Consider the following 16,459-nt stretch of genomic DNA (forward strand, 5'->3'; position numbering starts at 1 on the left):
CCTCCGCCTTGCAGCTGCACGCACCCTGCCCCGCTCGGCCCAGCCGACAAGGCGCCGCACTCCGGCGCCACCTGATCCAAACGACACGCCCTAGCTGTCGAGGACTCCGGCGCCCAGCAGGCCGAGGAGCGCCACGCCGATGACGATCCGGTAGATCACGAAGGCGTTGAACGAGTGCTTGGCCACGAACTTCAGCAGCCAGGCGATGGAGGCGTAGGCGACCACGAACGAGACGACGGTGCCGGCGGCCAGCGGAGCGGCGCCCACACCGGTGCCGAGCGCGTCCTTCAGCTCGTACAGGCCGGCGCCGGTGAGCGCCGGGATGCCGAGGAAGAAGGAGAGGCGGGTGGCGGCGACCCGGTCGAGGTCGAGGATGAGCGCCGTCGACATGGTGGCGCCGGAGCGCGAGAAGCCGGGGAAGAGCAGGGCGAGGATCTGCGAGCTGCCGACCAGCATCGCGTCCTTGAACGAGGTGTCGTCCTCACCGCGCTTGTGCCGGCCCATCTGGTCCGCGGCCCACATCACACCACTGCCCACGATCAGCGATGCGGCCACCACCCACAGCGAGGCCAGCGGCCCCTCGATCAGCGGCTTGGCCGCGAGACCGACGATCACGATCGGGATCGTCGCGTAGATCACCCACCAGGCGAACTTGTAGTCGTGGCTCGTCCGCTGCTCCTTGTCGCGCAGCCCACGGCCCCAGGCGGAGACGATCCGCACGATGTCCTTGAAGAAGTACACGAGCACGGCGGCGATCGCGCCGACCTGGATGACCGCGGAGAAGCCGACGACGGCGTTGTCGTCGACGGGGATTCCCATCAGCCCCTCGGTGATCTTGAGGTGACCGGTCGAGGAGACGGGGAGGAACTCGGTCACCCCCTCGACGACTCCGAGGACGACGGCCTGACCGACGTTGATGACGCTCATTGGATCCAGTTCTGAGGAGGTGGACGACAGTGCTGTGAACGGCGTGGGAGACAGTGTTGCCTACGTACGGCGCAGCACCGTACCTACGACCAGACGGCGTGCGCGAACGCGACCCCGGCGAACGCGGCGCCGAGGCCCGCCGTCACACTGACGGCCACGTTGGCGGCGGCGTAGAACCCCGCGCCGGTCTCGGTCAGCCTGAGCGTCTCGTAGGAGAACGTCGAGTACGTCGTCAGCGCCCCGCACAGGCCTGTGCCGAGCAGGAGTTGCAGGTGCCCGGAGGCGTGTCCCGCCGAGGCCGCGCCGGTCAGCAGGCCGAGGATCAGACAGCCCGTCACGTTGACGACGAGGGTGCCCCAGGGGAACACCGTGTCGTGCCTCACCTGTATCGCCCGGTCGGTCAGATAGCGCAGGGGGGCGCCGACCGCGGCGCCGAGAATCACCAGCAGCCAGTTCACAACCGCTTCTCACCTTCACCGGCCGCGCTGTCCGGGCCGGCCGCGCTGTCCGGGGCGCTCGGGGCCTCCGGGTGATCCTGCTCGGGCGTGCCGCCCCGGCCCGCGTACCGGATCACCGGATCTCCGCGTAGAGCGGCTTGTGGTGCCAGGTGTCGTTCTCGCCGATGAAGATGGCCACCCGCGGGGCGCTGCCCGTGAGCCTTGTCATCGCTGCCTCCGTGCCAGGGTGCGGCGGGTCGCCGTCACGGCCAGCCACACCGCCGCGAGCGCCGCGCACAGGGTCGCGGCGAGATAGCCCAGTCCGACGCCGGGATGTCCGGTGTCGACCAGTTTCTGGATGTCGACGGCGTAGGTCGAGAAGGTGGTGAAGCCGCCGAGGACGCCGGTGCCGAAGAAGGGGCGGACCAGGCGGTGGGCCGCCCACACCTCGGTGATCAGCACCATGAAGACGCCGATGACCGCGCAGCCGACGACGTTGACCGTGAAGGTGGTCCAGGGGAAGGTCCCGGCGGACGCGGGCCACAGTTCCGCGGCGGCGTAGCGGGCGGTGGCGCCGAGGGCGCCGCCGAGGGCGACCACCGCGACGACGGAGCCCTGGCCGTGCCAGGGGGAGGATCCGCCCGCGGGCGCCGGTACGGGGCTGTCGGGCCGCTCGAGGGGGTCGGGGTGCGGGACCGTCATGTTCGGTGTGCTCCTACTCGCCGGGCCGGTGCGGGCGCACGGCATCGCAAGCAGGGACCGTTGGCGGCTGGTGTACCGCGGTTCGGGTACGGCGGGCCCCACCGCCGCGCCGCGACACAAGATCGCGGCCGCTGAAAAGCGTACCGCCCCGGTCCGGACCGGTGCACGCCCACCCCCGGCCCCCTCCCGCGCCGGCGGGACGACAGCGAGCGGCACCCGTCGGGCCGCTGTGCGCCGGGCCGGGGGGGAACTGGGCTACCGCCGGGCCCGTGCGCGCCGGCCCGCCGGAAACCGGCGGCCGTCGGGTCCATCCAGGCCGCTCGGTCCGGACCGGCCGGGCGGTCCGACCTGGCCGGTCGGGGCGCACGGCCCCTGGGACCACCCGTCGTTCAATCCGTGCGGCCGGGCAGGTCGCAGACCGCGAGGCCTGACTCCCAGAGGCTGCCGAGGATCAGGTGGTCGTCGGATTCGCAGGCGCTGGTCACCATGCGGTGGCGGGAGCGGTGGCTCTCCAGGTGGTGCAGGACGCGGCCGTCGTCGCCCACCGCGAGGACGCCGGCGGTGCCCGGCGGCCGGAACGGGGCGCGGACCGCGATCCGGGCGGCGGTGTGCCGCACGGCCGGGCCTCGGCGGTGCAGGAACTCCAGGGCGGCGACCCGGGGCGCGGCGATCGCCACCCAGATCGGGCCGTCGGGGGCGCGCCAGAGGTTGTCCGGCCAGCCGGGCAGGTCGTCGAGGAAGACCTCGTTCTCGCCCTGCCGCGGTCCGGTGAGCCAGTAGCGGATGAGCCGGCACGCGCCGGTCTCCGCGACGACGAGGAAGGACGCGTCACTGGAGACGGCCAGTCCGTTGGCGAACTGGAGCCCGTCCAGGAGCACTTCGGGCTCGGTCTCGCCCGGCGCGAGGCGCAGCAGACGGCCGGTTCCGGTGTGCTCAACAAGGTCGCCGATCCAGTGCGCGAGGGGGTGGGTCCGGCTGGAGACGGTGAAGCAGACGGTGCCGTCGGCGAGGGCGACGACGTTGCTGCAGAAGCGCAGTGGCTCTCCGGCGATGGTGTCGGCGAGCACGCGGACCACCCCGTCGTCCAGCCCGACGCGCAGCAGGCCGCGCTCGGCGTCGCACACCAACAGGGCGTTGTCCGGGAGGAGTTCGAGGCCCAGCGGCCTGCCGCCGGTCTCGGCGAGTACGCGTACGGAGGTGTGGTCGGGATCGCCGGGCCGGTCCACGCGGAGGATACGGCCGTCCTCCAGGCCGGTCAGTACGCCGCCCCGGTGGTCGGCCACCACGTCCTCGGGGCCGCGCCCGCCGAGGGACAGGAGGCGCCGGGGCACGAGGGCGGTGGGATGCGAGGCGGCCGGGGACCGGGCCCCGCGCCGGCCGGCGCGGCTGCCCGCCACGGGCCTACCAGCCCTTCCCGAAGTAGTGGCCGACCTCGGCGACGCGGTACTCGTCCCGGTGGTAGTAGGTCCGCCGCCTGACCTTCTTGACGCGCAGCAGACCGACTCCGGTGAGCAGGTCGAGGTGGGTGCGGGCCACGGCCCGGCTCACGCCCAGCTTGTGGGCGAGGGACTCGGGAGTGACGCCGTCCTCGACCAGGTCGCCGTGGCGCTGCCGGGGGAAGTGTGCCGCGGGGTCGCGCAGCCACTCCAGGATGTCCAGCCGGCGCCCGTTGCCGGGAACCCTCAGCATCTCGTCCCCCTCCGTCGTGGCGGTCTGCGGCCACTCTCCCGCAGCGCGGAGCGGCCCGCAGGGCGTTCGGCGAGCATGGCCGGACCCGTTCGGCGCCGGACCGGGCGGAGCCCCGCCGCACCGGCCCGCTTTCGCGGCCGACTCTCCCGGTCGGGCGGCACCTGCGGGAAGTACCGGTCGGCGCTACCAGCGCTACCGGTCGGCGGTACCGGTCAGGATTCGAGAAGCCACCGGCCACTCCCCCCGCCTAGCGTGAAAGCACCGCCGGAACAGCCGGCGGACCGTCGCGAACGGCCGACGGGACGAGAGCCGGCCGCACCGGCCGCCACGCACCACGGAGGACTCCCCATGACCGCCGGACTGAAGACCGTCATCTACCCCGTCAAGGACATCGCGAAGGCGAAGGCGCTGTTCACCGCGCTGCTCGGGGTGGAACCGTACGTGGACGAGCCGTACTACGTCGGGTTCAAGGACGCGGGCCAGGACGTCGGCCTGGACCCGAGCGGCCACTCCAAGGGGCTGACCGGACCGGTGCCGTACTGGCACGTGGACGACATCAAGGCGACGCTGTCGGCGCTGCTCGCGGCCGGCGCCGAGACGCTCCAGGACGTCCAGGAGGTGGGCGGCGGCCGGCTCATCGCGTCGGTCAAGGACACGGACGGCAACCAGGTAGGGCTGATCCAGGACACCGCCGCGTAGTCACGGCCACAGCCGCGCGGGCCCGGGTTTTCGGGGACTGAACCCGAACCCGGGCCCGCGGCCGACCGGAGACGGCCGCCAGGCGACGGCGGCACACGGAGGCGAAAGCGGATGCGGGTGCACTAGTTGCACAGTCAATGAATCGACCGATCTCGGTTACCATGCGGTTATGGCAACGCAGACGCCCGGTGCCCGGCTGGAGGACCAGTGGCGGGACATCCTCTCGGTGCACGCCCGCACGATGTGCGAGATCGACCGCGCGCTGCATCCGCACGGACTCGGGGCCAGTGACTTCGAGGTCCTGGACATCCTCGCGTCGGGCGCCGTCTCGGAGCCCGGCGAGCAGTGCCGGGTGCAGAACATCGCGGGCGGGGTCCATCTGAGCCAGAGCGCGCTGTCCCGGCTCATCGGCCGCCTGGAGAAGGACGGCCTGGTCGAGCGGACCATGTGCGAGGAGGACCGCCGCGGCGTGTGGGTCGCCCTCACCGCGAAGGGCCGGGCGCTGCACGCCGAGGTGCTGCCGCTCCAGCGGTCCGTGCTCGCCCGTATGCTCCCCCGCTGACCTTCCTCACCCCGCCCGGGCGGGGTGAACTCCGGTTCCGGCGTTCAGCCGTTCACCGGGCGAGCAGCGTGCGGACGCCCTCCGAGCTGAGGGTCAGCCCGTGCGGCGAACTGGCGTCGATCGTCAGGGCCAGATCGCCCGCCGGCCACTGGGAGGCGAGCGCGCCGAGCGGTACGAGGCGGTAGCGGGAGACCGACGGAAGCAGCTCGGCCATCTCCAGCTCGGAGGTGAACACCGGAACCACCTGTTCGCCGCCCGGCTGGTCCAGGACAGGCAGCGCGACGGCGGTGGGGTCGGCGACGTCCGCGTCCGAGACGTCGTCCGGCACGGGGACCAGTACGTCGCTGCCGGCGAGCGTGTCCAGCGCGGCGGTGTCCTGGGTGTTCTCGGCGAGGGTGTTCAGCGCCTCCTGCGCGGGCGTCGTCTCGGCCGGGGTGGGGTGGTGGTTGTTCTGGGGGGTGTCCATGGCAGATCCCTCGGTCGTGGTCGGTGGATGGCCACCCGGGGGGTCGCGGTCTTCCCGGGTGCAACGACCGTCGCGTACCCATCGCACACCACGCCATTCATCCCGGCGGTCCCGCATCTCGTCGTGGCGGCCACGCGTCTCATCGTGGCGGTGCCGCATCTCATCGCGACGGCCACGCGTCTCATCGTGGCGGCCATCGTTGCGGTCCCGCGTCTCATCGGTGCGGTGCCGCATCCGGAATCGGGCGCCCCGATCATGCCGACCGCGCCGCGCTCCTCCCAACCCGGATTCCCGTGCCTCACCGGACACCTCACGTGGCGCGCCTCGCGCCTCACGCGGAGGTCAAGACTTCTCCTGGCGCGGGCCAAGGACGGCCGTTCCGGTGAGACGCCCGGGCCGTGCCGACGTATGCACCGGGGAGGGGCGAGGCAGCCGGCGTGCCCCTCCCGACCGGAGGTAGCGCACGCGTGACCATGACCAGACCGGCCCCGCCGCCGGTCCATCCGCACGGCGACGAGGAGCGGCGGCCCCGGCAGGGCCGGCATGTCAGTTCCCCGCTGGCTCTGACGATGTTCCTGCTGGTGGTCGTCGCGGCGCAGGGGCCGGTCCGGCGGGCGCTGTCGGCACCGGTCATGCAGAGCTGGATGACGGTGTTCGTCGCCGTGGTCGTCCAGGCGCTCCCCTTCCTCGTACTGGGCGTCCTGTTGTCGGCGGCGATCGCCGTGTTCGTGCCGCCGTCCTTCTTCGCCCGGGCGCTGCCGAAACGACCCGCTCTCGCGGTGCCGGTCGCCGGGATGGCGGGGGCGGTGCTGCCGGGCTGCGAGTGCGCGTCCGTGCCGGTCGCCGGGGCGCTGGTGCGGCGCGGGGTCACCCCGGCGGCGGCTCTCGCGTTCCTGCTGTCCGCGCCCGCGATCAACCCGATCGTGCTGACGGCCACCGCCGTCGCCTTCCCGCGCGACCCGGAGATGGTCCTCGCCCGCTTCGTGGCCAGCCTGCTCGTGGCCTGTGTGATGGGCTGGCTGTGGCAGCGGCTCGGCCGTGCCGACTGGCTGCGCCCGCCGGACCGGCCGGCGCACGAAGGGCTGGGCAGGGGGGCCGCGTTCTGGGGATCGGTGCGGCACGACGTGATGCACGCGGGCGGTTTCCTGGTGCTCGGCGCGATGGCCGCCGCGACGCTCAAGTCCGTCGTGCCGGCGAGCTGGCTGCACGCGGCGGCGGGCAACCCGGTGCTGTCGGTCCTCGCCCTCGCGGTGCTGGCCGTCCTCCTGTCGATCTGCTCGGAGGCCGACGCCTTCGTGGTCGCCTCGCTGACCCAGTTCTCGTTCACCGCCAAGCTGGCGTTCCTCGTGGTCGGACCGATGATCGACCTGAAACTGTTCGCGATGCAGGTCGGTACCTTCGGACGCGGCTTCGCGACCCGGTTCGCGCCGACCACCTTCGCCCTCGCGGTCCTGGTGTCCGTCCTGGTCGGGGCGGTGCCGCGGTGAACCGGCAGGCACAGGCGGCGGTGCTCTTCCTGCTCGGCGCGGCGGTGCTGCACGCCGGCACGACCGATCTCTATCTCCGGTACGTCAAGGCGGGGTTGCGGCCCCTGCTCCTCGCGGCCGGCGTGGTGCTGATCGCGACGGCGCTCGCCACGGTCTGGTACGAGATACGCGAACGCAGGACCGTTCCAGCGGGCCCCGACGCCGACGGGAACGAGGGCAAGGACGAGCACGACGAGAACGAAGGGAACAACGGGAACGACTGGAACGACAAGGGGGGCCACGGCGACGGGCACCCGCATCGCGACCCGGGCGTCTCCTGGCTCCTGGTGCTGCCCCTGCTGGCGCTCATCCTGGTCGCCCCGCCCGCGCTCGGCTCGTACAGCGCGATGCGTACGGGTACGGCGTTGCAGGCGCCCTTCGGCTATCCCGCGCTGCCCAAGGGGGACCCCGTCCGGCTCGGACTGGTCGACTACGCCGGCCGGGCCGCGTACGGGCGCGGGCGGACGCTCGGCGACCGGCGGATCAGGATCACCGGGTTCGTCGCCCTCGACCGCGCCGGCACCCCGTATCTCGTCCGCATGGCCCTCAACTGCTGTGCCGCCGACGCCCAGCCGGTCAAGATCGGGCTGACCGGGAGCATCCCCCCGGTGCTCCAGCCGGACACCTGGCTGGAGGTGACGGGCACCTACAGCGGCCGGCGGACGAAGGACCCCGTAAACGGCGGAGTCATCCCGTTCTTCGAGGTCGGCTCCGCGCGACCGGTCCCGGCCCCGCGCGATCCGTACGACGAGAGCTGGAACAACTGAGCGCGCCCCGCCGCCTGTCGGCTCAGCCGGCCGTGTCCGGCAGATAGCTCGCGAGGCCGCGCAGGATGATCTCCACGCCGATGTCGAAACGCTCGTCGGAGGAGTCCGTCACCATCACCCCGGCCAGGGCGCGGAGATGGGGGAAGTCGGCGGCCGGCAGGGAGGCGAAGTAGTTCTGCATCTCGTCGGCCATCTCGCGCCAGTCGGGGCGGGCGGGCGTTGAGGCGTCGGCGTTCTGCCGCTCGGCCCGGTCCAGCCACATCCCCTCCTCCAGCACGAACCCGTCGATGTAGGTGGAAATGAGGTCACCCGCCTCCGCCGCGATACGGTCGGGCAGTCCGGCGGTGCGGAAGACGGCGAGCAACCCCTCCACGTGCGGCAGCAGTTCGGCGGTGAAGGGGACGTGGGCCATCGAGATCCTGGCCATGTCCCGGTGCGACAGGAGGCGGTGCCGCGCCTCGCGGGCGTAGTCCCGCACCTCCTCCTGCCAGCGCTCCGGGTCGGCCGCGGGCGGATCGAAGTCGTCGAAGAGCCGGGTGTACATGAGTTCCAGGAGATCTTCCTTGGAACTCACGTGGGCGTAGAGGGCGGAGACCGTGACCCCGAGTGCGGCCGCGACCTGACGCATCGACATCCCGTCGAGGCCGTGGGCGTCCAGCACGGTGAAGGCGGCTTCCACGACGCGTTCGCGGGACAGCGGGGTGCGGGCGGGGGTGGCGCGGGGACGGGCAGGGCGCTCGCGCTCCCAGGGGGACGGCGGGGGCTGTGCGGGGGTGCCGGCGGCCGCGTCACTCATGAGGACAGTCTAGGACGGGCAGAGAGCGGTGTTCTCTCCGGGTGAGCAGCGTTCACCCGGAGATACGCGATATATCTTGTGTCGCACGTCCGGTTGCGCTATATCTTGATGAACGCCGTTCTCTCGGTGAGCACTGTTCTGCTACGGTGAACAGTGTTCTCCGGTGTCGGCCGCCTTTCTCCGCGCCCGTCGGGGAGCCGGGCATTCGTCGTCGTCGATCCGCCTCATCGCATCGCCCCCGTGGACCGTCGCCACGGGCGGCCACCTTCCTAGGAGTTCCGATGTCCACCACCGGTGTCGCGTCCGCCGAGACGCCCATCGACTCTCCAGCGCCCTACCGGTGGCGCTGGGCAGCCCTCTTCGTGATCCTCGCGGCCGAGGTGATGGACCTCCTCGACGCCGTCGTCACGAACATCGCCGGTCCCTCCATGCGGGCCGACCTCGGGGGCGGCGCCTCCACGCTCCAGTGGCTGGCCGCCGCGTACACCCTGTCGATGGCCGTCGGGCTGGTCACCGGCGGACGGCTCGGCGACATCCACGGGCGGCGCCGGATGTTCCTGGTGGGCGCCGCGGGCTTCACGGTGGGTTCGCTGCTCTGCGCGATCGCCGTGTCGCCGGCGCTGCTGATCGGCGCGCGGGTCGTGCAGGGCCTGTTCGGCGCGGTGATGCTGCCGCAGGGCCTCGGCATGATCAAGGAGATGTTCCCGCCGAAGGAGTCGCAGAAGGCGTTCGGCATGTTCGGGCCGGTCATGGGGCTGTCCGCGGTGTGCGGGCCGATCCTGGCGGGCTGGCTCGTGGACGCCGACTACTTCGGCACCGGCTGGCGCATGATCTTCCTGATCAACCTGCCGCTCGGCGCCGCCGCGATCCTCGGCGCCCTGCGCTACCTGCCGAAGGGCCGCTCCGCGACCAAGCCGCGTCTCGACATCCCCGGCATGCTCCTGGTCTCGCTGGCCGCCCTGCTCATCATCTTCCCGCTGGTCCAGGGCCGTGAGTACGACTGGCCCGTGTGGACGTTCGTGATGATGGCCGCCTCGATAGCCGTCTTCGCCGTCTTCGCCCGGTACGAGTCGTACCGCAGCGGCAAGGGCCAGGACCCGCTCGTCGTCCCGAGCCTCTTCCGCAAGCGCGGCTTCAGCGGCGGCATGATCCTCGGGCTGGTCTTCTTCTCGACCATGCAGGGCTTCATGCTGGTCTTCAACCTCTACACGCAGATCGGCCTCGGCTACTCGCCGCTCAAGGCAGGCCTGGTGATGGTGCCCTGGTCGGGCGGCATGATCGTCGGCTTCGGGCTCGCCCAGGCGGTCGTCCGCTTCGGCCGCGCCGTGCTCCAGGCGGGCGCGCTGGTCATGGCGCTCGGCGTGTTCGGCATCTGGCTGACCCTCGACCAGGCCGGCTCCGGCGTCGGCCCCTGGCAGCTCCTGCCGTCCCTGCTCGTCACCGGCATCGGGATGGGCCTGCTCATGGCGCCGTTCTTCGACATCGTCCTCGCCAGCGTCGAGCAGCACGAGACGGGTTCGGCGTCCGGCACGATGACGGCGGTGCAGCAGCTCGGCGGCGCCTTCGGCGTGGCCCTGCTCGGCACCGTGTTCTTCGGTCTGCTCGGCGGCGGCATCGCCACCGCGGTCGACCACCGCTCGGACGACCTGCGCGGCCGGCTGACCGCGGCGCAGGTAGCCCCGGCGGCGCAGGACCGCATGGTGGCCGACCTGCGCCGGTGCGCCGCGGACCGCGCCACCGCGAAGGACCCCGCCGCGACCCCGGCGTCCTGCGCGCTCCTGGAGAAGGACACCCGGTCCGCGGTGACCACGTCCGAGGCGGGCGCCCGAGTACCCGCCGCGCTGGAGGCCACCGCGACCTCGGCCTTCCGCAGCGGCTTCGGCTCCGTCATGCAGACGGTGCTCTGGATCGTCGACGGACTGCTCGCGCTGACGTTCCTGCTCGCGTTCCTCCTGCCGCGCCACGCGCGCCCCGAGGGGTCGGAGGGGCACTGAGTCCGAGGGCCCGGGCGGCTCCGCTTGCGTTGGGCGGGGCCGGACGGGGCCGGAAGGGGCCGGAAGGGAGCCGAGGGACGGAGGACGCTGCGTAAGGCGAGTGGCTACGACTCCGGGAGCCGGCCGCAGGCCCGCGCGCCGGGTCGGCGGACGGTCGTTCACCCCGGTCAGGTGGACGCGAGGCGCGGCGCGTACCGTGCGAGCAGGCTGGATCGTGCGGTCGGCGTCGGGGAGGCGGGGCACCGTACGCCCGTCGCGCGGCACCGGACGGCACAGCACCGCCGGCCCCGGGCTTTCGGCGTCGCCCCCCGACTCGTACCCCCCGACCCGTACCACGCCGGCCCGCTGCCACGCGCTAGCTAACCTCCCGTACCTCCTGAACCTCCCGCACCTCCCGCACCTCCCGGAAGGACGAGCCCCATGCTCACGTCGTACGCAGGCCACTTCGACACGCCTGCCGGGTATCTCGACTTCGCGCGGTTCGGTCCGCCGTCGCGGGACGTCGTGGCAGCGACCGCCCGGGCCATGGAGGAGTCCGCCGGCGCCGACCACACCACCGTGGACGGCCTGATGCGCGCCGAGGAGGTCGCCAGGGACACGGCCGCCCGCCTCGCCGGCACCGACGGCAGGCACACCGTGCTGCTCCCGAACGCGTCCACCGGACTGTTCCACGCCGCGCTCGGCATCCGTGAGGGCGTGGTCCTCGCGCCCCGCACCGACTTCCCCGCCAACCACTACCCGTGGCGGCGCAGCGCCGACCTGGGCCGGGCCACGCCACGCTGGCTCGATCCCGCGCCCGGCGGCGGCGTCACCCCCGAGCTGGTCCGCGCGGCCCTGACCGACGACGTCGTCGGCGTGTCCGTCAGCGCCGTCGACTTCCGGACCGGCTTCCGTACGGACCTCGGGGCGCTGCGCGAGGCGATCGGACCGGACCGGCTGCTGATCGTGGACGCCATCCAGGCGTTCGGGGTGGCGCGGATGGCGTGGGAGGCGGCCGACGTCGTGGTCGCGGGCGGCCAGAAGTGGCTGCGCGCGGGTTGGGCCACCGGCTTCGCGGCGCTGTCCGACCGGGCCCTGGAGTCGCTGGAACCGGTCCTGACCGGCTGGACGGGTGTCGAGGACGTCGGTGTCTTCGACGGGACCGAGCACATGCCCGCCATGGACGCGCGCCGGTGGTCGATCACCAACCTCAGCCCCGTGACGGCCGCCGCGTTCGCCACCGCTCTCGGACTGGTCGAGCGGTACACGGTCGAGGCGATCGAGTCGGCGATCGCCGTACGGGTCGCCGAGTTGGCCGAGGTCGTGCAGGAGCACGGTGGCCGTGTCCTCTCCCCCGCCGACCCGGCACGGCGTGCGGGGGTCCTCTCCTTCGCGATGCCGGACCACGATCCGTCCGTCGTCGCCAAGGCACTGCACGCCGAGGGCGTCACCCCGACCGTGCGCGCCGACTCGCTCCGGTTCTCCCCGCATGCCTCGACACCTCCGGAGGCCTGCGCGAGGGTGGCCACGGCGCTGGCGTCGCTGCGGAGCTGACGACGGGAGCCCGGCCGGGGTGCCCGCCGACGCCGACGGCGACCGCAAGGGCGGGTTCGTGAGGGTCGGTCTACGTCTTCTCGACCGTCACAGCTCGGTCTACGTCTTCTCGACCACCCCGGCGACGGCGGGGCAGCTCAACCGGCTCGACCACGTAAGTCCCACCGGCTCGACCGCGGACGCCCTCAGCCCGCTCAGCCGGCCGGCTCGAACCAGGTCGGTTCGTCAAGGAGGGCCCGCTTGATCCGGAAGAGGGCGTGCTCGCTCAGCTCCGGCAGCGCGTCCACGGCGAACCAGCCGACCTGAAGGGACTCGTCGTCGTTGACCCGGGCCTCGCCGCCGACGGCGCGGCAGCGGAGCGTGGTGTCCATGAACTGGCAGACGTCGCCGTTGTCGAAGGTCACCCGCTCACCGGCCTGGACCATGACGACCCGCTCGACCTCGATCCGCACGGCGGTCTCCTCGTACACCTCGCGCACGGCGCACGCGGCGGGCTGCTCGCCGGGCTCGGGGATGCCCGAGACGAGCGCCCACTTGCCGTTGTCGGAACGCTGCCCGAGGAGCACGCGGCCCTCGTCGTCGAAGACCACGGCGCTGACGCCGGGGAGCCAGAGGAGCTGGTGGCCCGCAGAGGCCCTGATCGCGAGGATGAAGTCGGGAGTAGCCATGCTCCCGACCCTAACCGTGCGCCCACCGTGCCCCGGCGCCACCCGGCGTCACCGCAGTGCCAGCCGGTGCCAAGCCAAGCCGGTGCCGGCCTAGGCGGCGCTGTTCCGCCGGGCGCGCACAGCCGTCGCCGCGCCCCAGCCGAGACCGCCGGCGGCGACGAGCACGAGGAGCAGCTCCGGGATGATCCCGAGCTTGGTGGCCGGGGTCTCGGAGGAGCGCAGCGGCACCTTCTGGACGAGCGAGTCGGCGACGAACATGCCGGTCTTCTCGGTGATCCGCCCGTCCGGCATGATCACGGCGCTGACACCGCTCGTGACGGGCACGGTGACGGTGCGGCTGTGCTCGACGGCGCGGACGCGGGACATCGCGAGTTGCTGGTAGGTCATCTCGCTGCGGTCGAAGGTGGCGTTGTTGCTGGGCACCGAGATGATCTGCGCGCCGTCGGTGACGGTACTGCGCACCGCCCAGTCGAAGGCCGCCTCGTAGCAGGTGACCAGGCCGACGCGGGTGCCGTTCATGGTGAAGACGCCGGGCTTGTCGCCGCGGCTGAAGTCCTGGCGGACCATGGTCGTCCAGTCCTTGTTGACGGCGCCGAGCAGCGAGCGCATCGGCAGGTACTCGCCGAACGGCTGGATCTGCCGCTTGTCGTACGTGTCCACCGGGCCCTTGGCGGGGTCCCAGAGGATCTGCTCGTTGTAGAGCTTGCCGTTCCGTTCGACGACCCCGCCGACCGAGATGGGGGCGCCGATGGCGCGGGCGGCCTGGTCGATCACGGCGCGGGCGTCGGCGTTGGCGAAGGGGTCGATGTCGGAGGAGTTCTCGGGCCACAGGACGAGCTGGGGCCGGGCGGCCTTGCCGGCCTCGACCTCGGCGGCGAGGCGTTCGGTCTCCTTGACGTGGTAGTCGAGGACGGCGCGGCGCTGGGAGTTGAAGTCGAGTCCCGCGCGCGGCACGTTGCCCTGGATGACGGCGACGGTGGCCGTGCCGTCCTCCGCCTTGTCGCTGACCAGCGCGCGTGCGGCCAGTGCGCCGACGACGGGAACGGCGACGGCGAGCAGGGCCGCGAGAGCCGCGCCGCGCCGCGGGACGCCGGTGCGGCGGGCGTCGAGGGCCAGGCGGACGACTTCGTAGAGCCCGAATCCGCAGAGCACGACCGCGAAGCCGACCACCGGGGTGCCGCCGAGCGCGGCGAGCGGCAAGAAGACGCCGTCGGCCTGGCCGAACGCGATCTTCCCCCAGGGGAAGCCGCCGAAGGGGGCACGCGCGCGTGCGGCCTCGCCGGCGATCCACAGGGCCGCCGCCCACAGAGGCCCGCCGGGCAGCCGGGAGACCAGGGTGATCCCGGCGCCGACGAGCGCGACGTAGACCGCTTCCACCACGACGAGCGCGATCCACGGCCCGGGGCCGACCTCGACGCCGGTCCACACCAGCAGGGGCAGCAGGAAACCGAGGCCGAACAGGTAGCCGAGGCCGAGACCGGCCTTCCAGGAGCGGCCGCGCAGGGTCCAGCCGAACACCGCGAAGGCGGGCAGCGCCAGCCACCACAGGGTTCGTGGCGGGAAACTGACGTAGAGCAGCACGCCGGAGAGCGCCGCTGCGGCGGCCGGGGCGAGACGGCGGACCAGAGCGGCCCCGCGCGAGGCGGGCGCTGCCTGGGGTTCGAGCTGTTCCGGCTCGTCTACGGTGGTTGCGGTGGCGGTCACTCGGGGAGTGTACGGCGGCTGACCTGCGGGCCGACAGCTCGGCCGGTCGGCGTCCAGGCGCCGGACAGCCGTCGGCGCACAGGGACGGGACAGCGGCTTCCGGGCGGTCGCACAGCCCACCGCAGCAACGTTCCTGCACAACTGCTCCCCAAAGCGGCACATCACCCGTTACGGTGTGCCCGAGCCTCTGACGTGCGGCTGTCAACGGTGATGGCGCCCGGGGTGCGGCGAGGTCGGGGGGGCGACGGGGTGGGTTCCACGGGGACGGTGTCCGCAGCGGACGCCTCGGCCACGGGCGAAAGACGCAGCGCGTCGGACGCGGCGGGGATCGCCGTGCTGGCGGCGTGTGCCGTGTGGTCGCTGATCACGGCGGGCACGCACGACGGACGCCCGGAGGGTGTGCTGCTGGCGGTGCTCGCCGTGGCCGCGGGCTACGCCTCGGGACGGATTCTCGGCGTGCTCCTGCCGGTCGCCGCGCCCTGCGCCGGGGCGCTGACCGGTCTCGGTCTCGCCGTCGCCACGCCGGGCCCGCAGATCAGCCTGCAACTCGGTCACACCGGGGCGACCGCCGCGCTGCTGGCCCTCTCGGCCGGTGCCGCGTGCTGTGCCGCCTGGGCGGCCCGGACGCCCGCCCTGCGGCTCGCGCTGCGGCTGCTGGCCGTGGTGATCGCGGTGACGGCGGCGGTCCTCGGCTCGATCACCGGTCTCGTCGCCTGCGCCGGGGTCCTGTTGTGCTCGCTCGCCGCCGCGCGGGTGCGCCGCCGCGCCCTGGGGCTCGCGGGCTTCGCGGTGACGGCGGTGCTGGTGGCCGGGGGCGCCTGGGCGATCGGCGAGGACGCGCTGCCCGAGGGCCCGACGGCCTCCCTGGAGGGCCAGCTCACCCGGCACCGGATCCTGCTCTGGCACGACGCGCTGCGGATGGTCCGCGCCGATCCCCTGCTGGGCGTCGGGCCCGGACGGTACGGCGAGCTGAGTCCGACCGTCGCCCAGTCCCTGCTGCCGGACGGCAAACCCCACTCGGCGCCTCTTCAGCAGGCCGCCGAGCAGGGGGTGATCGGCGCGCTCCTGCTGGCAGCGGCCTTCTGCTGGATGCTGTACGCCCTGTCGCGCAGCCCGCGTTCCACACCGGTCGCGCTGACGACGGGGGCGGCGCTCACGGCCCTGGCGGTCATCGCGTCGATCGGGAACGCGCTGAGCTTCATGACGGTGACGGCGGGTGCGGGGCTGCTGGCGGGCCTCGCGACGGCACGCCCCCTGAACGCGGAGGAACCGGAGCACGCGGCGATGGGACTCCCACGACCGCCGGACGAATTGACGCCCTGAGCGCCCAGGACGTGACCGCGGCGCGCCCCCGAGTCCGCCGCCTCGGAGATCAGCGCAGTGCGCCCGGCGTGCTGGGCCGCAGGTGGTCGCGGATGATCCTGACCGCGGCCTCGGCGTTGTCCACGGTGATGGTGAAGGTGTGGCCGTCGCCCAGCCGCAGCACGACGCCCTCCCCTCGGCGGACGATGACGGCGGTGCCCTGCTCGGGCCGCCATCGGTAGCCCCAGCCGCCCCACTGGCGCGGGGTGACCTGCGGGGCGAAGTCGGCGCCCACGACGCTCGACAGGGGGATGCGGCGACGCGGCAGCCCTATGTGGCCGCACCGCACCTCCAGGCAGTCCTTGTCCACCTTCACGGCGACGTGCACGAACGCGAGCGTGCCGAAGAGGATGAGCAGTCCGGCGGCGATACAGCCGACCACGGACATGATCAGCGGGGCCGTGCCGGAGGTGGCGCCGGCGTCGACGGCCAGCTCGATTCCGAGTGCCAGACAGGCCGCGCCGCCGAGGGCGGGCAACCACTGGACGCGGTTCCTGGCGCGGCCGGTCCAGAGCTCCGGCTGCGGGATGGTTTCGCCGCGGGGGTGGTCCCTCATACCTATGAGAGTACTCAGGTTCCGCTGAGCGGGCACCGAGTCGCGGAGCGTGACTCCCCCGCCCGGGGGAC

The 16,459-nt window shown here is 72.9% G+C and carries 17 protein-coding genes and 1 pseudogene; 7 read left to right on the forward strand and 11 right to left on the reverse strand.

Annotated elements, in window-relative coordinates; all coding sequences use genetic code 11:
• Window positions 1-90 precede the first annotated feature (90 nt).
• From AB0912_RS11530 to AB0912_RS11555, 6 genes and pseudogenes are all read right to left on the reverse strand, one after another.
• A complete protein-coding gene (locus AB0912_RS11530; RefSeq protein ID WP_366698222.1) occupies window positions 91-927 on the reverse strand; it encodes an undecaprenyl-diphosphate phosphatase in 837 nt (278 codons plus the stop codon).
• A gap of 83 nt (window positions 928-1,010) precedes the next feature.
• On the reverse strand, window positions 1,011-1,385 hold the full coding sequence (gene crcB, locus AB0912_RS11535; RefSeq protein ID WP_366698224.1) for a fluoride efflux transporter CrcB: 375 nt from the start codon (window positions 1,383-1,385) through the stop codon (window positions 1,011-1,013).
• A gap of 118 nt (window positions 1,386-1,503) precedes the next feature.
• Window positions 1,504-1,593, reverse strand: a pseudogene (locus AB0912_RS11540) (DUF190 domain-containing protein); the annotation flags it as partial.
• Window positions 1,590-2,066: a fluoride efflux transporter CrcB gene (gene crcB, locus AB0912_RS11545; RefSeq protein ID WP_366698226.1), complete on the reverse strand. Its 477-nt coding sequence runs from the start codon at window positions 2,064-2,066 to the stop codon at window positions 1,590-1,592. The pseudogene AB0912_RS11540 and the gene crcB (AB0912_RS11545), both read right to left, overlap by 4 nt.
• Before the next feature lie 389 nt (window positions 2,067-2,455).
• Entirely contained in the window at window positions 2,456-3,463 is a 1,008-nt protein-coding gene (locus tag AB0912_RS11550) for an SMP-30/gluconolactonase/LRE family protein (RefSeq protein WP_366698228.1), read from the reverse strand.
• Between the two features lie 4 nt (window positions 3,464-3,467).
• Complete coding sequence (locus AB0912_RS11555) at window positions 3,468-3,755, reverse strand: winged helix-turn-helix domain-containing protein (protein ID WP_366698230.1); 288 nt, start codon at window positions 3,753-3,755, stop codon at window positions 3,468-3,470.
• A 348-nt stretch (window positions 3,756-4,103) separates the two neighbouring features.
• Here AB0912_RS11555 and AB0912_RS11560 point away from each other — a divergent pair, with 348 nt between their 5' ends.
• Together AB0912_RS11560 and AB0912_RS11565 are read left to right on the forward strand one after the other, a co-directional pair.
• A complete protein-coding gene (locus AB0912_RS11560) occupies window positions 4,104-4,454 on the forward strand; it encodes a VOC family protein (protein ID WP_366698232.1) in 351 nt (116 codons plus the stop codon).
• Between the two features lie 169 nt (window positions 4,455-4,623).
• On the forward strand, window positions 4,624-5,016 hold the full coding sequence (locus tag AB0912_RS11565) for a MarR family transcriptional regulator (RefSeq protein WP_366698234.1): 393 nt from the start codon (window positions 4,624-4,626) through the stop codon (window positions 5,014-5,016).
• 52 nt (window positions 5,017-5,068) lie between these two features.
• Here AB0912_RS11565 and AB0912_RS11570 read toward each other — a convergent pair whose 3' ends face one another.
• A complete protein-coding gene (locus tag AB0912_RS11570) occupies window positions 5,069-5,482 on the reverse strand; it encodes an SseB family protein (protein WP_366698236.1) in 414 nt (137 codons plus the stop codon).
• 473 nt (window positions 5,483-5,955) lie between these two features.
• Here AB0912_RS11570 and AB0912_RS11575 point away from each other — a divergent pair, with 473 nt between their 5' ends.
• The gene (locus AB0912_RS11575; protein WP_366698520.1) at window positions 5,956-6,969 is read left to right on the forward strand and encodes a permease; all 1,014 of its coding nucleotides are present in this window, start codon (window positions 5,956-5,958) and stop codon (window positions 6,967-6,969) included.
• The gene (locus AB0912_RS11580) at window positions 6,966-7,775 is read left to right on the forward strand and encodes a TIGR03943 family protein (RefSeq protein ID WP_366698238.1); all 810 of its coding nucleotides are present in this window, start codon (window positions 6,966-6,968) and stop codon (window positions 7,773-7,775) included. Before AB0912_RS11575 ends, AB0912_RS11580 begins: the two co-directional genes overlap by 4 nt.
• 22 nt (window positions 7,776-7,797) lie before the next feature.
• Here the strand turns inward: AB0912_RS11580 and AB0912_RS11585 are convergent, their stop codons facing one another.
• Window positions 7,798-8,571, reverse strand: a complete 774-nt coding sequence (locus AB0912_RS11585) for a TetR/AcrR family transcriptional regulator (RefSeq protein WP_366698240.1) — start codon at window positions 8,569-8,571, stop codon at window positions 7,798-7,800.
• Between the two features lie 281 nt (window positions 8,572-8,852).
• Here AB0912_RS11585 and AB0912_RS11590 point away from each other — a divergent pair, with 281 nt between their 5' ends.
• Together AB0912_RS11590 and AB0912_RS11595 are read left to right on the forward strand one after the other, a co-directional pair.
• Window positions 8,853-10,565, forward strand: a complete 1,713-nt coding sequence (locus AB0912_RS11590; RefSeq protein ID WP_366698242.1) for an MFS transporter — start codon at window positions 8,853-8,855, stop codon at window positions 10,563-10,565.
• A 420-nt stretch (window positions 10,566-10,985) separates the two neighbouring features.
• Window positions 10,986-12,098, forward strand: coding sequence for an aminotransferase class V-fold PLP-dependent enzyme (locus AB0912_RS11595; protein WP_366698244.1), 1,113 nt, complete (start codon window positions 10,986-10,988; stop codon window positions 12,096-12,098).
• 194 nt (window positions 12,099-12,292) lie between these two features.
• Here AB0912_RS11595 and AB0912_RS11600 read toward each other — a convergent pair whose 3' ends face one another.
• A complete protein-coding gene (locus tag AB0912_RS11600; RefSeq protein WP_366698246.1) occupies window positions 12,293-12,766 on the reverse strand; it encodes an NUDIX domain-containing protein in 474 nt (157 codons plus the stop codon).
• Window positions 12,767-12,856: 90 nt separating this feature from the next.
• Complete coding sequence (lnt, locus tag AB0912_RS11605) at window positions 12,857-14,470, reverse strand: apolipoprotein N-acyltransferase (RefSeq protein ID WP_366698248.1); 1,614 nt, start codon at window positions 14,468-14,470, stop codon at window positions 12,857-12,859.
• 210 nt (window positions 14,471-14,680) lie between these two features.
• On the opposite strand from lnt, the gene AB0912_RS11610 reads away from it, so the two are divergent.
• Window positions 14,681-15,793: an O-antigen ligase family protein gene (locus tag AB0912_RS11610; RefSeq protein WP_366698522.1), complete on the forward strand. Its 1,113-nt coding sequence runs from the start codon at window positions 14,681-14,683 to the stop codon at window positions 15,791-15,793.
• A 49-nt stretch (window positions 15,794-15,842) separates the two neighbouring features.
• Here the strand turns inward: AB0912_RS11610 and AB0912_RS11615 are convergent, their stop codons facing one another.
• Window positions 15,843-16,388: a hypothetical protein gene (locus AB0912_RS11615; protein ID WP_366698250.1), complete on the reverse strand. Its 546-nt coding sequence runs from the start codon at window positions 16,386-16,388 to the stop codon at window positions 15,843-15,845.
• Window positions 16,389-16,459 lie beyond the last annotated feature (71 nt).

Origin of the sequence: Streptomyces sp. NPDC007084 (genome assembly GCF_040703595.1) — a bacterium.
GTDB lineage: Bacteria > Actinomycetota > Actinomycetes > Streptomycetales > Streptomycetaceae > Streptomyces.